This window comes from Janthinobacterium sp. GW823-FHT01H08, assembly GCF_058797855.1.
The window spans coordinates 1,455,366-1,470,412 of the sequence record NZ_CM179504.1 but is presented as its reverse complement, the minus strand read 5'-3'; the positions used below and the strand labels follow the sequence as shown (position 1 = coordinate 1,470,412).

The window sequence follows — 15,047 nt, the reverse complement described above, 5'->3', positions numbered from 1 at the left end:
GCACTTATTTCGCCACGGCATCGCTCGCCGCCGCTGCGGGCATGGCGACAGGTTCCAATTTACCACCATCGAGCTTGGTCACGACGGGCGATTTCCACGGGCCGGCGATCTGCATATGGTAGGTGAGTGCCTTCATCACGGGCGCGCGCAGGAACAATTGCGCCAGGAAACTGCCCAGGCCGATGACGGGATTGACGGCCAGCGCGTACACGAGCGGCCCCGTGCCCAGGTTGAATTCGGGGATCACCACCACGTGCAAATTCGTCGTTTCATTGGCGATATCGGCCGTGCCATCCATCAGCACGGTGGCCGCCACGCCATGCATCTTGAGATTGTCGGTGGTCACCACGCCGCGCTTGATGCTGGCGTTGGCCGTGATGCCGTCGAAGGCCAGGCCTTCGGAAAACACGTCGTGGAAATCGAGTTTCAGCAGGCGGGGCAAGGCTTGCAGGCTGAGTACGCCCAGCAGCTTGGCCGCGCCCGGGTCCTGTTTGAGGAACTGGCCCGATTCCACCTTCATCTCGATCTGTCCCGACAAGGTGGGAATGTCTAGCGAATACGGCAAGCCATTCCAGGCGATATCGCCGCTCAGACGGCCCTTGCCGCGGCGCACCGTGTCGGCAAAGCCGAAGCGGTCGAGCAGCTTGCCCGCATCGACGATATCGAGGCCGAAACGCAGGCTGGTCGTGCTTTGTCCGTCCTTGATGACCCATTTTCCACTGCCGCTCAGCGCGCCATCGGCGTTCGACAGTTGCAGCTTACCCACGCGCCACTCGCGCCCGCCCGCCGCCATCGTGTTATAGGCCTGCAACTCCAGCCGGCCGATCTTCTTGTTGAACAGTTCAAATTGCTCGGCAACGATATCGAGCGAGGGGATCGACTGGGCGCCACTCTTTCCTTCCAGCAAATTCTTGACGTCGTTGGCGGCCGACTCCGGAATGATCAGCGACGACAGGCGCGCCGTCATCTTGCCCAGGCCGGACGGCGTTTCCAGCCACGTCACATAGCCCGACACTTGTTTTGCGTCGATATTGGCTTGCCACACATCCTTTTGATGCGTGGCGCCGACCACGACGTTTTCCAGCTTGCGCTCGCCCAGCATCAGTTCGCTGGCACGGGCCGCCATCATGTCCGGCACCACATATTGCGCGATATCGGGCGCATCGTCGGCGGCGCCGCTGTCGCCGGACGCCGAGGCGCTGCCGGCGATCTCGCTGCCGACGGCGATCCAGCTGTCCACGTCCAGGGTTTTCATGTTGACGTTAAGCATCATGCCGCTATCGGGCTCGGGCGCCGGCACGTTCACGCCGATGCCGCCGCGCACCAGGCGCCAGGCGTCCTTGCCCTGCTTCTGGCGCTGGTAGCGGGCAGCGATGCCGGAGCCGAGCGCGATGCGGATATCATCCGTGCGCAGGCCCGCGCCGTTGGCCGCATTGCCCGTCAGGGTGAATTTCACGGGCAGGCTGTCGCCGGCCGGCTTTTTCAGGGGAGCGGGGAAATCCAGGCCCAGGCCCGTCAGCGGCGACTCGACATTGACCAACACCTGGTGGTCGCGCGCCGTAATCAAGCCGTTGTAGCGCGCGCCGCCATTCAAATGTTTCGCCAGGCGCTGCAGCACGGGCGCCGGATAGGTCTTGCGCAAGCCGTCGATGGTCATGTTGCCGGCGATTTTCACTTGAATCGAACTGTCCGCCTGCGTGCCGCCCGAGATGGCCAGCGGCCCGCCCAGCAGGCTGCCATTCAAGCCATTCAGGTTGACGCCCTTTTCGTTGAACTCGATCTTGCCCTGCGTGCCCAGCACGGGCGGCATGTCGTGGAACAGCACCACGTCGTTGCCCGCCAGCTGCAAGCTGCCCTGCACGGTCGACTCGAGCATGCGCTCGATCGGCAAGTGCAGTTTGAGGGCCAGCCTGGCGTTGCCCGTCGCCGTCGTTTCGTCCGTGAAATGCTCGATCCAGCCCAGCACGGGGCTGGCCGTCACGTACTTGAGGAATTCCTGCATCGGTCCGGCCGCATTGCCTTCAATGTCAAGCAAGGTGTCGAAGACGGTCAGGTCGGGGATCACGGCTTTGACATTCGTCAAGGCCACGCCGCCCGTGGTGGCCGTGTCGCCGCGAATTTCCATGCGCGCCCGCTCGAACACAAAACTGCCCTTGATCTTTTCCGCCTGCGGCCACAGGGGCGCCTTGCCCGCCAGCGGGCCGCTTTCGGCAAATTCGCCGGGCGCATAGTTCAGCTTGCCATTCTCGATCTTGCCGGCAATACGGAAGTCGCCGCGATTGCGCTGGGCGGCATTCCGCTGGGCGGGTGTATCGGCCTTGAACGGAAAATGCTCGAGTTCGCCGCGCAGGCGCAGACTGACATCGTGCGCCATGCCGCCTTCCAGCGCCCCCGTCAGCCAGTGGCGCAGGTGCTCGGGCGTTTGCAGCGGCAGGTAGCGGCCGATGGTGTTGATCTCGAAATTATCGATGGTGCCCGCCAAGTCGACCTGGCCCAGGTTCTTGCCGTCGAGCGGCATCCGATGCGAACCATGCAGGGCGACTCGCATGCCTTGTTGATTAAGATCAAGCCTGTCCAGGTCGACTTGTAGCATATTGTCTGCTTGGAAAGCCCAGCGCGCCTCCATTTCGAACTGTTCGAACGGCAAGGCCGGCTCACTCAAGTACGTGGGCAATTGCAGCACCAGGTCCTGCGCGTCGATGGCAATGGTGCCGCCCTTGTCATTGGCGTCGATGCTGCCGGTGAGCTTATCGAAGCCGGGAATGGCGGGCGCGGCGGCCTGCGCGGGGCTGGTCGCCGTCTTCGCCACGGCCAGGCGCGCCGGCTGCGCATTCAGGCCCAGATCGATGAGCTTGCCGCGCAGACGGTAGCTGGCGGGGGTGCCCATCTCTCCTTCCCATTGCGCTGAAAAATCCTGCAAACGCCCGCGCGGCGCCAGGGCGTCGAGGCGCTGGCGCTGCTGCTCGCCCAGCGGCAGCTTGTCGGCCAGTGCGGCCAGGGTTTGCAAATCGAGCGACTTGGCCGTGATTTCCGTGCGCGCCGGCTTGCGCTTCGTGGCAGCGATGAAACGCTCGGACAAGGTCGTGGGCGGCAGGCTGAGGCCATCGCGGGTTTCCACCGCGAAATTCGTCAATTCCACCTGATGGCCATTCGCGCCAAAGGTGGGCTTGCCGTCGGGCACCTGCGCCGACAGCTCTTCTTTGGCCGAAATGCGTCCGCTGACCGACAGCAGGTCGAGCGGCGCGATATGCTCGCCCAGCTGCGCCTGCACATCCGTCAAGCCCACATCGGCCGTGAAGCCGGCCAGGCGCGCGTGATCCAGGCTCAACCAGGCGCGCAGCGCGCCCTTGCCCTGGCTCAGTTCGAATGGATAGTCGAGGTAGCGGCGCCAGGCGGCCAGGTCGGCGTTTTTCAGGTCCGCGTACAGCTCGCCCTTCCACATCGATACATCGGAGATGCGCGTGCTGAAAGGCGGATGCGTGAAGTGAGCGCGCACATCGATGGGCGCGGCCAGGCTGGCGGGCGGCGTCGCCTGCAAGCCCAGCCTGTGGCTGCGCCAGCGGTTGCGCAGCAGCAGATTGACCTGCGACAAAGCCAGCTCCGGCGTGCCGCGCGCTTCATCCGTCCAGCGCACCTTGCCGTCGCGAATAATGATGTCATGCTGCGACAGCAGCCAGTCGGCGCCCTTGCCATCGCTGCCTTGCGTGCTGTCGATCAACACCCCGGCCACATACAGCTTGCCATCCTTGCTGCGCCGTACGTCCAGGTCGGGCCGCGTGATTTCCAGGGTGGTGAAGCGCACGGAACCGAGCACGCTCCACCACGACACGGTGGCCGATATGCTCGGCAGGCTCAGCGCCTGGCGGCCCGCCTGGTCGCGCAGGGTCACGTCGCCGAAGAAGAGATTGGGCCGGACGCCATGCCAGGAGGCATAAATACGCGCGATGCTGACAGGGTTGCCCAGCGCGCGGCTGGCCGCCCGCTCGATATCGCCTTTGTAATAATCGATATTCGGCAGGATCGCGTAGCGCAGGAATAAAAACAGCACGGCGAAGGCGAAATACGCGAGCAGCACCAATTTGATGGTAAAACCCAGCACATGGTGGGTGGCCAGATTGGCCAGGCGATAGGCGGCACGCAGCCGCTGCCAGCGCAGGGCCAAGGGCACATGCTCTGTCACGCTTGCTTCTGGCGGTTTTTGCATCAATAAGCTAATAAACTGGCCCGGCGTCAAATAATGGCAAAAATCGTCTGCATTCGTGGTGCGCGCCTGCATCCTTGCGCTTGCGTCTGAGCAAAGCCTCCCTTACCATCGTTCGGAAGAGCACGCACTACCGGCGGTATTGGGCCGGCGGCACAATTTTACCGCATCCCCCGCCGTTCGCCGCCAAGTTAAACAAGAACATGCACGCAGCATCCACGAGACCCTTACCGATACCATGAGCACACAGCCTTTGATCTTCGCCTCCCGTTTCTACCAGCGCTGGCTGGACGCCGCCCCCGAGCGCGCCGCGCAGGTAGCGCAACTGGTGCGCGCACCATTGGACGGGCTCGACTTTGCCGCCGCGCTGGCCGGGCAATCGAACGCAGCCAGGCCGCCGCTGCCGCCCGAGCGGGCCATGCGCCGCCTGCGCAATCTGTTCGTCTGCGGCCTGATCGCGCGCGATCTTGGCGGTCAGGCCGACTTGCATGAAGTCGTCACGGCCATGACGGGCTTTGCCGATTTCGCCATCCGCACGCATGTGGACGCCATCATGGCCGAAATGGTGGCCCTGCACGGCATGCCTGTCGGCGAGGAGTCGGGCGAGGAACAGGCCTTGATGGTGTTGGCGATGGGCAAGCAGGGCGGCGGCGAACTCAACGTCTCGTCGGATATTGACCTGATCTTTGTGTATCCGGAAGATGGCGACACGCAAGCGACCTTGCCGGGCCAGCGCAGCCTGTCCAACCACGAGTTTTTCATTCGCATGGGCAAGAAACTGATCGCCGCCCTGGCCGAGATCACACAGGACGGATTTACTTTCCGCGTGGACATGGCCTTGCGTCCGAACGGCAACTCGGGTCCGCTGGCCGCCAGTCTGGGCATGGTCGAGCAATACCTGATTGTGCAGGGACGCGAATGGGAGCGCTATGCCTGGGTCAAGGCGCGCGCCGTGACGGGCAAGCCGGAGGACATCGCCTCGCTCGACGCCATCGTGCGCCCCTTCGTCTTCCGCCGCTACCTCGATTTCGGCGTCATCGACGCCATCCGCACCATGCACGGCCAGATCCGCGCCGAGGTCAACCGCCAGGAACGGCTGCATCCGGACCGCAGCAACAACGTCAAGCTGGGCCGTGGCGGTATCCGCGAAATCGAATTCCTCGCGCAAGTATTCCAATTGATACGCGGTGGGCGCGACGCCGAGCTGCGCGAGCGCTCCACGCGCGCCACCCTGCGTACGGTGGCGGACAAGGGCTTGCTGGAACCGGCCATCGTGGAACAGTTGCTTGGTTCCTACACTTTCCTGCGCAACCTCGAACACCGGCTGCAGTATCTTGACGATGCACAGACACACACCCTGCCCGCGAATGACACCGACCGCCTGGTGGTGGCGCAGATGATGGGCCTGCCCGACGTCGCTACCCTGCTGGCCCAGCTGGAAGCGCACCGCGTGTTTGTCGCCGGTCAATTTGACGAAATGTTCAGCGACAAGAGCAGCGGCACGCCGCCGGCCGACACGGGCATCGACCCGCAAACCTCGAACGACTGCGCCGCGTCCGACCAGCAGGAAGCCATCGAGGCGCGCTTTGCCGCCATGGGTTTCCATGAACCGGCAGCTTGCGCGCGCCGTTTGCTGGCCACGTGGCAAGCACCGCGCCTGCAATCCTTGCCCGAAGCGAGCCGCACGCGTCTGGTGGCCCTCGTCAATTCCGCCCTGCCCCTGATCACCGATTGCTCCGTGTCCAACGGCAATGCCAGCCAGCTGGCCACCCTGGGCCGGCTGCTCGATTTCCTGGAAGCCATTGCGCGCCGCTCGGCCTATCTGTCATTGCTGACAGAGTACCCGCACACGCTCGAGCGCGTGGTGCGCATGGTGTGCGCCAGCGGCTGGGCCGCCACCTTCCTCACGCAGCACCCGATCCTGCTCGACGAGCTGCTCGATGAACGCATCCGCAACACGGTGCCCGACCCGGCCGCGCTGGCGCTGGACCTGCAGCGCCAGCTCGACGACGCCCCCGGTGACACGGAGCGGCAGATGGATATCCTGCGCGAAATGCACCACGCGCAGCTGTTCCAGTGCCTGGCGCAAGACCTGGCGGGCGACCTGAGCGTGGAAAAACTGGCCGATTACCTGTCGCAGCTGGCCGACATCATCGTCGCCGCCACCGTGCAAGCCGTGTGGCAAACGTTACCTGCGCGCCACCGCGAGGTGCCGAAATTCGCCGTCATCGCATATGGCAAGCTGGGCGGCAAGGAACTGGGCTATGTCTCCGACCTTGACGTCATCTTCCTGTTCGACGACGACGACCAGGAAGCGCCCGGCCTGTACGCCAAGCTTGCGCAGCGTTTCATCACCTGGATGACCTCGCACACTTCGGCCGGCATCCTGTTCGACATCGACATCGCCCTGCGCCCCGACGGCGCCTCGGGCATGCTGGTGTCCAGCGTGCAGGCGTTCGAGCGCTACCAGAGCAGCGCGGCCTGGGTGTGGGAACACCAGGCGCTCACGCGCGCGCGCTTTTGCGCGGGCGACGTCAGCATCGGCAAGCATTTCGAGCGCATCCGCGACACGATCCTGCGCAAGGAACGTCCGGAAAACGGTCCGCTCAAGGGTGAAGTGGTGGCCATGCGCAAGAAGATGCTCGATGCGCATCCTCCCCGTCCCGGCAGCTTTGATCTGAAACAGGATCCGGGCGGCATGATCGACATCGAGTTCATGGTGCAATACCTGGTGCTGCAGCATGCGGCGCAGTATCCGCAGCTGACGGCCAACTCGGGCAATATCGCCCTGCTGCGCCTGTGCGGCGAGCTGGGCCTGATCGACGCCAGCCTGGCCGCTTCGGTTGCCGACGCCTACCGCACGCTGCGCAAGCTGCAGCATCAGCTGCGCCTGCAAGGGCAGGACCTGGCCCGGGTGGAACCGGAGCGGGTGCGCGTGCATGCGGACAACGTGATGCGCCTGTGGCACACGATCTTTCCCGCAACGATTGCATAAGCCCGGCGCCGGCGTATGATACGTACAGGCAACTCCACTTCCCAGTGGTGCCGTACAACAGGCCGCGCCGGGGTTGCCCATACCAGGAGACAGCGTATGAAGACAAGTGTAAAAACGGCAAGTGTAAAAACGGGCATCCACGCCCTCGTTGCCAGTTTCATCCTTTGCGCCATGCCGGCAACGGCATGGGCCGCCCCCAGAGGCAGCGCGGATGAAGCCATCGCCATGACCAAGCGCGCCGTGGCCATGATCAAGGCCGACGGCAAGGAAAAGGCCTTTGCCGCCATTGCCGATCCCGCCAACACCAGCTTCCATGACCGTGACCTGTACATTTATGTGTACGACATGAATGGCGTCACCCTGGCGCACGGCAACAATCCCAAGATGGTCGGCAAGAACCTGATCGACCTGAAGGACAATGAAGGCAAGGCCGTCATCAAGTCGCTGATCGCCACGGCCAGCACGCCGGCCGGACGCGGCTGGGTAGACTTCAAGTGGCCCAATCCCCTGACCAAGGTGGTCGAACAAAAATCCGGCTACATCGAACGGGTCGACAATATGATCGTCGGCTCCGGCATCTATAAATAAGCCACGGCAAGAGGAAAACGCGCCCGCATGCCGCTCCATTACCTGTCCCGTCTGAGCGGATCGGCGCGCGATACGCAAGCCAATCTGCAGCTGGGCTGCGTGCTGGCGCTGGTGGCGGGCGCCGTCAACGCGGGCGGCTTTCTTGCCATCGGCGGCTATACCTCGCACATGACGGGCATCGTCTCGGGCATGGCGGACGACCTGGCGCTGGGCAACGTCACGGTAGCCCTGGCCGCGCTGGGCGCCTGGCTGGCCTTTGTCAGCGGCGCGGCCGTCACGGCCATCATGGTGAACTGGGGCAAGCGGCGCCGGCTGCACAGCCAGTTTGCCGCCAGCCTGCTGCTGGAAGCGGCGCTGTTGCTGCTGTTCGGCCTGACGGGCAATTACCTGGCCGCCATGCCCGACGTGCTGGGCTCCGTCACCATCTTGCTGCTGTGCTTTGTCATGGGCTTGCAGAACGCCATCATCACCAAGATTTCGGGCGCCGTCATCCGCACCACGCATGTGACGGGGCTGTCCACCGACATCGGCATCGAACTGGGCAAGATGGCGTATTACAACCGGCGCCACCTGCCGGACCGCATGGTCAAGGTCAACCGCGGCAAGCTCAGGACGCACAGCCTGCTGATCAGCTGCTTCTTCATCGGCGGCGTCAGCGGCGCACTGGCCTTCAAGCACATCGGCTTTCCCGCCGCCACCATCCTGCTCGCCGGCGTGCTGACCCTGCTATCGGGCGTGCCCGTGCTGCGCGACTTGCGCGTCTTGTGGCGCTTCTACCGGCGCCGTTTTTATTCGCACAGCCATGAATAAAAAAACGCCCCGAAGGGCGTTTTTTCTTATGCGGTCACAAAATTACTTGGCCGACATCAGTGCGACGGTGGTGTCGAGCATGCGGTTCGAGAAACCCCACTCATTGTCGTACCACGACGATACTTTCACCAGACGGCCCGACACCTTGGTCAGGGTCGAATCGAAGTTCGACGACGCCGGGTTGTGGTTGAAGTCGATCGACACCAGCGGTTCGGTCTGGTAGGTCAGGATGCCTTCCAGGGCGCCTTCCGACGCGGCTTTCATCAGCGCGTTGACTTCTTCCACCGTGGTGTCGCGCTTGGCGATGAAGGACAGGTCGACCAGCGACACGTTGATGGTCGGCACGCGGATGGCGAAGCCGTCCAGCTTGCCATTCAGCTCAGGCAGCACCAGGCCCACGGCGGCGGCGGCGCCCGTCTTGGTCGGTATCATGCTCATGGTGGCCGAACGGGCGCGGCGCAGATCTTCATGCATCACGTCGGACAGCACCTGGTCGTTGGTGTAGGCGTGCACGGTGGTCATCAGGCCCGTTTCGATGCCGATGGCGTCGTTCAATGGCTTGACCAGCGGTGCCAGGCAGTTGGTGGTGCACGAAGCGTTCGAGATGACGGTGTCGGTCGATTTCAGCACCGAGTGGTTCACGCCGAACACGACGGTCGCATCGACGTCCTTGCCGCCGGGCGCCGAGATGATGACTTTTTTCGCGCCGCCCTTCAAGTGAGCCGAAGCCTTCTCTTTGGTGGTGAAGAAGCCCGTGCATTCCAGCACGACGTCCACGCCCAGTTCGCCCCATGGGATTTCAGCAGGGTTGCGCTGTGCGAACACGCGGATCGGATCGCCATTGACGATCATGTTGTCGCCTTCGACGGTGACCGTGCCCGGGAACTTGCCGTGCGCAGTGTCGTAGCGGGTCAGGTGGGCGTTCGATTTGGCATCGCCCAGGTCGTTGATGGCAACGATCTGGATATCCTGTTTCTTGCCGCCTTCGTAGAAAGCGCGCAACACATTACGGCCGATGCGGCCGTAGCCATTGATTGCAACTTTGATCGTCATACTCTGCTCCTGATTAAAAAAGAAGGTACATGCACGCCCCCGGCGACAACATCGCCAGGACCGTTAAAAATCAATATTAGCCAGCGATAACGGCTTTCACCTTGGCGACGACGTTCTCGACCGTGAAGCCGAAGTGCTTGAACAGCACGCCAGCCGGCGCCGATTCGCCGAACGTGTCGATACCGACCACGGCGCCTTCCAGGCCCACGTATTTGTACCAGAAGCTGGTCACGCCCGCTTCGATGGCCACGCGCGGCACACCTTTCGTCAGCACGCTGGCCTTGTAGGCGGCGTCCTGGCGGTCGTAGACGTCGGTCGACGGCATCGACACGACGCGCACATTGATGCCTTCCGAGGCCAGCGCGCTGGCGGCGGCGACGGCCAGTTCCACTTCGGAACCGGTGGCGATCAGGATCGCCTTGGGCTCAAGCACGTCGTTGAGCACATAGCCGCCGCGGTAGATGTTCTCGATCTGTTCGGCGCTACGCTCCTGGTACGGCAGGTTCTGGCGCGAGAAGATCAGGGTCGACGGGCCATCCTTGCGGCGCACGGCGGCGCCCCAGGCGGCAGCCGACTCGACGGTGTCGCACGGACGCCAGTTGTCCAGGTTCGGGATCAGGCGCATCGACGAGACGTGCTCGACCGATTGGTGCGTCGGGCCGTCTTCGCCCAGGCCGATCGAATCGTGGGTAAACACGAAGATCGAACGCAGTTTCATCAGGGCAGCCATGCGCAGCGCATTGCGGCTGTAGTCGGAGAACGTCAGGAACGTGGCGCCGAACGGGATGTAGCCGCCGTGCAGGGTGATGCCGTTCATGATGGCGCTCATGCCGAATTCGCGCACGCCGTAGTTGATGTGGTTGCCAGGCTGGCCCGAACGCACGGCCACGCACTCTTTCCAGTTGGTCAGGTTCGAACCGGTCAGGTCGGCCGAGCCGCCGAGGAATTCCGGCAGCGACGAAGCCAGTGCCTGGATGGCGTTCTGGCTGGCCTTGCGGGTGGCGATGTTTTCTTTCTTTTCCACGCAGGACGCGATGGCGGCGCTCAGGGCCGCTTCGAATGCCTGTGGCAGTTCGCCTTGCATGCGGCGGGTCAGTTCAGCGGCTTGCTGCGGGAATTCGCGGCTGTAGGCGGCAAAGCGCTCGTTCCAGTCCGCTTCCAGCAGGGCGCCCTGCTTCTTGGCGTCCCACGCGGCGTACACGTCGGCCGGCATTTCGAACGGGGCAGCATCCCAGCCGATGTATTCGCGCACGGCAGCGATTTCCTTGTCGCCCAGCGCGGCGCCGTGGACCTTGTCGCCGCCTTGCAGGTTCGGCGAACCCTTGCCGATGATGGTCTTGCAGCAGATCAGGGTTGGCTTCGATGCGGTCTTGGCGGCGGCGATGGCGGCGGCGACGGCGGCCACATCGTGACCGTCGACGGCGCGGATGACGTTCCAGCCGTACGCTTCGAAGCGGGCCGGGGTGTCGTCCGTGAACCAGCCTTCGACTTTGCCGTCGATGGAAATGCCGTTGTCATCGTACAGGGCGATCAGTTTATTCAGGCCCAGGGTGCCGGCCAGTGCGCACACTTCGTGCGAAATACCTTCCATCAGGCAACCATCGCCGACGAAGGCGTAGGTGTAGTGGTTGACGATGTCGTGGCCAGGCTTGTTGAATTCAGCGGCCAGCAATTGCTCCGACAGGGCCATGCCGACGGCGTTGGCAATGCCCTGGCCCAGCGGGCCGGTGGTCGTTTCCACGCCGGGCGTGATATCGACTTCCGGGTGACCCGGGGTTTTCGAATGCATCTGGCGGAAGGCCTTGATGTCATCCATCGACAGGTCGTAGCCCGTCAGGTGCAGCAGCGCGTAGTGCAGCATCGAGCCGTGGCCGTTCGACAACAGGAAACGGTCGCGGTTTTGCCATTTCGGGTTCGCGGGATTGTGGCGATAGTGACCACTCCACAGGGCAACTGCGATCTCGGCCATGCCCATCGGCATGCCTGGATGGCCGGAATTGGCCTTTTGTACAGCGTCCATTGCCAGTGCGCGGATCGCATTGGCCATTTTGGTAGTCGGGAGCGTAGTTGTCATGATGGTGTGGGTCAGTCGCGGAGTTTAAATTCGTTTGCAGCGCAGCTGGGCGCAGTCAGAGCTATGTATTTTACCAGACCAGCAAGGGGAAAAATCAAACCGCGCAACGCGCGCCGCCGCAGCTTGTGCCGCTTGCGCCCGGCAGGGGCGAAAAAAAACCGGGCCAGGCCCGGTTTTTCGCGACGTACGCCGCTGTGGGGCGCGCCGCAAATCGGCCCGCCCCACCCGTCAGTCCACCCTCACGTCATTTGAAGGAGTACGACGCCGACATGTAGATGTAGCGGCCACGCGGATTGCCGTAGGCGGTGTCGTAGCCGATGTTCGACGATGGATCGAATGCCGGCGCACGGTCGAACACGTTATTGACGCCACCACGCAGCACCAGGTTCTTGAAGCCGCTGTAGGACAGCGAGGCGTCAACCAGGGTCGCGCTCGGGATCATCAGGCCGTTCGCGTACTCGTCGTAGTAAAGGTTGATCGTCGCCGACGGTGTCCGGTCCACGTGGTAATGCGAAGTGAAGTTGGCGCTCGTCGTCGCCGCCCAAGCACCGCGGTCCCAGTTGACACCCAGCTTGGCCAGCAGCTTAGGATAGCCGTATTCACCTGCCTCGCAAGCCGTGTTGTTGGGGCAATTGATCGCCGGATCGTCAGGCAGCAGCGTGCGGTTGTAGGACAGCGTGTAGCTCGCCTCGCCGAACACCTTGAAACGCCCCATCTCGGCCGTGCGCAGCGTGTACGACGCTTCGACATCCAGACCGTCGGTGACGACCTTGCTGCGGTTGATCAGGCCAACCTGCAGCTGCTTCAGGCGACCTACCAACGGACCCAGCGTCGCGCGCTGGGCGGCGCTCAGCGCGTTATACTTCTCTTGGTCTTCCGCCGTGACGGCATAGCGCGTGACGGCGTCCTTGTACTGACCATCCTCGCCCGCCAACACGGTTTCGTTGTCAAGATTCTCGACGCGATCGTTCCACTTGATATTCCAGTAGGTTAAACCCAGCGTCAGGTTCTTGATCGGTTCGGCGACCACGCCCAGGTTGAACTGCTTCGATTTTTCGGGCTTCAAATCCTTCGTGCCGGACAGCAGAGACAGCGCCGAACCGCTGCAAGCGGTGTCAAAATACGCGTCACCCACGATGCAACGCTTCGGATCCTTGGTCGCGACGAAACCGCCGCGGCCTTCGTTAAAGCGCTGCGACAGTGTCGGCGCGCGGAAACCGGTGCTGTAGCTGGTGCGGAACATCAAGGTCGGCAAGGCGGTCCAGCGCAGGCCAAGCTTCGGGTTGGTGGTACCGCCAGCCAACTGGTAGCGATCATAGCGGACGGCCGCCTGCGCTTCCAGGTTTTTCAGCAGCGGCAGGGCCAACTCGCCGAACACGGCGCCGAGCGACTCAGAGCCGTCGATGCCGCGCAGGGTCGAATAGATGCCGATTGCGCCATCGCGCCAAGCCTGCGACGGATCGTAGCTGAGCTTCTCGCGCTTGTACTCGGCACCGACGGCCACACCGATCTTGCCGCCGGGCAGTTGGCCAAATTCGCTGGAAGCAGTCACCTTGGCAAAATCCGTCGAGGACTTGGTCTTGGTGTACTGGTCGGCCGTCAGTTCGTTGATGATCTGCTCCGAATTATGGTTGCCGCCGAAGGGGTTGAACTTGCCCTGCGCCAGGTAACTCTGCAATTTATCGTGCATGAAGGAGCCGTACACGCGCGTTTCGCCCTTCTCCTGGCTGTGGCCCACAGACACGGTCCAATCCCAGTTGGCTGCGCGGCCGGTGGCGCCGCCAACCAGCCAGGTGGTGTCAACATTGGTGCCCGTACCACCCTCGACGGCAGGGAAGAGGCGGCGGATATTGACCGGCACGCCGTAGGTATTGAAGGGGTTGTTCGCCGCCACACGCAGCACGCCGGAGCGGTCGGCATTTTGGATCCAGGCAGGCGAACCTTGGACGCGCGTGTCGAAGTGGTTGTAAAACAGATTGGCGAACAGCGATACATCCGGCGTCAAATCCCAGTTCGCCGTGACCGCCCCGCCGTAGCGTGTGGACGGGCGCACCAGGTCTATCGACTCAGCGGCGGAATACATGCAGGAGCTGCGATTCGGCCCAGCCACCCATTCCGGCGCATCCGGATAGGGCTTGCTGTGGGCCGCGTCGCACTCCGGATCGGGCATGCGCTGCGAACCGCCAAGCGATATGGTGCCGGGATCGCGGCCCTTGGCGCCGTACACGCCACCCTGATACAGGCCGCCCTTGTGGCCGGTGAAATCGGTACTGTTCGCCCAATCGCGGTCGACGCCGTGGATAGCCTTGGTTTTTTCGTACGAGGCCGAATAAGTCACGTTGAATTTCTGTGCGTCACGGTCGCCGAAACCGCCGGACACGGACACCTTATGGTTTTGCCCGTCGCCATAGGTGGTCGAACCGGTGCTGGCGTCGAGAGTCAAGCCCTGGTAATCCTTGCGCAGGATGAAGTTGATGACGCCGCCGACGGCATCGGTGCCGTAGATGGCCGAGGCGCCGTCCTTGAGCACATCGATGCGCTCGATGGCCGACAGCGGAATGGCGTTCAGATCGACGGAGGTCTGGCCGCTATAATCGTCCGAACCGGACGCCGGCAGGCGATAGCCGTTCAACAGAATCAGGGTCGGCAGACCGCGCAGCGAGACGCTGGTGGCGCCGTTTCGGAAGGAACTCGATGTCGCCAGCTCACCGCCGTTACCGCCAGCAGAAGTCAGGTTGCGCATCAGATCCAGCACCGACGTCGCGCCCGAACGGGCAATCGATTCGCGCGTCATCACGGTGATCGGGGAAATACCTTCGGCTTCGATGCGTTTGATACTCGAACCGGTGATTTCGACGCGCTGCACCTTAGGCACCGGCGCATCGATCGCTTCCTGCGCATGCACGCTCATCGTTGCGACGCCGGCGAACGCGGCCAACGCCAATCTCACCACCTGCACACTCTTTTTTTCGCGAAACATCATAACTTATTCCTTTTCATGATCCCTGATATCACTTGATAAGCGATTAGTTTGTATTTTTATAATCACTTAAATCTCTCATGGTCTTGCGAAAAACTGCAAGGCCCCTCCCGCTACAGTGGCATGCTTGTCCAACCAATTTAAGCTGGCCGCAACGCGCCCGGGGTCATAGGCCCGGGCATTGAAACGTGCGGCGTCTCCCCATGCCATACCGAATCACATCACGGACGACATTGCTGGAAACAATTGATGTCGTTCAACACAACTTGTATAGTCATCAAACCACGCCAAAAGTATCACTGTCAATAATGCAATGATTTATGAAATCAAAAAACAACATTTCGTT

Annotated in this window: 7 protein-coding genes; 3 read left to right on the top strand and 4 right to left on the bottom strand. The window is 62.7% G+C overall.

Features of this window, described 5'->3' with window-relative positions; translation table 11 throughout:
- Positions 1 to 4 precede the first annotated feature (4 nt).
- Positions 5 to 4,180: a YhdP family protein gene (locus AC3RCG_RS06560; RefSeq protein ID WP_492404491.1), complete on the bottom strand. Its 4,176-nt coding sequence runs from the start codon at positions 4,178 to 4,180 to the stop codon at positions 5 to 7.
- 259 nt (positions 4,181 to 4,439) lie between these two features.
- Between AC3RCG_RS06560 and glnE the strand changes: the two genes are divergently transcribed.
- The 3 genes from glnE (at position 4,440) to AC3RCG_RS06545 (ending at position 8,594) form a co-directional block, all read left to right on the top strand.
- On the top strand, positions 4,440 to 7,196 hold the full coding sequence (glnE, locus tag AC3RCG_RS06555) for a bifunctional [glutamate--ammonia ligase]-adenylyl-L-tyrosine phosphorylase/[glutamate--ammonia-ligase] adenylyltransferase (protein ID WP_492404493.1): 2,757 nt from the start codon (positions 4,440 to 4,442) through the stop codon (positions 7,194 to 7,196).
- A gap of 96 nt (positions 7,197 to 7,292) precedes the next feature.
- Positions 7,293 to 7,784, top strand: coding sequence for a cache domain-containing protein (locus AC3RCG_RS06550; RefSeq protein WP_083287269.1), 492 nt, complete (start codon positions 7,293 to 7,295; stop codon positions 7,782 to 7,784).
- 27 nt (positions 7,785 to 7,811) lie between these two features.
- On the top strand, positions 7,812 to 8,594 hold the full coding sequence (locus tag AC3RCG_RS06545) for a YoaK family protein (protein WP_492404495.1): 783 nt from the start codon (positions 7,812 to 7,814) through the stop codon (positions 8,592 to 8,594).
- Between the two features lie 42 nt (positions 8,595 to 8,636).
- Here AC3RCG_RS06545 and gap read toward each other — a convergent pair whose 3' ends face one another.
- The 3 genes from gap to AC3RCG_RS06530 form a co-directional block, all read right to left on the bottom strand.
- Positions 8,637 to 9,647: a type I glyceraldehyde-3-phosphate dehydrogenase gene (gap, locus tag AC3RCG_RS06540; RefSeq protein WP_010395244.1), complete on the bottom strand. Its 1,011-nt coding sequence runs from the start codon at positions 9,645 to 9,647 to the stop codon at positions 8,637 to 8,639.
- Between the two features lie 76 nt (positions 9,648 to 9,723).
- Positions 9,724 to 11,721 (bottom strand): transketolase, encoded by a 1,998-nt coding sequence (gene tkt, locus AC3RCG_RS06535; RefSeq protein ID WP_070312784.1) that lies wholly within the window; start codon positions 11,719 to 11,721, stop codon positions 9,724 to 9,726.
- A 244-nt stretch (positions 11,722 to 11,965) separates the two neighbouring features.
- Positions 11,966 to 14,704, bottom strand: a complete 2,739-nt coding sequence (locus AC3RCG_RS06530; RefSeq protein WP_492404497.1) for a TonB-dependent receptor — start codon at positions 14,702 to 14,704, stop codon at positions 11,966 to 11,968.
- Positions 14,705 to 15,047 lie beyond the last annotated feature (343 nt).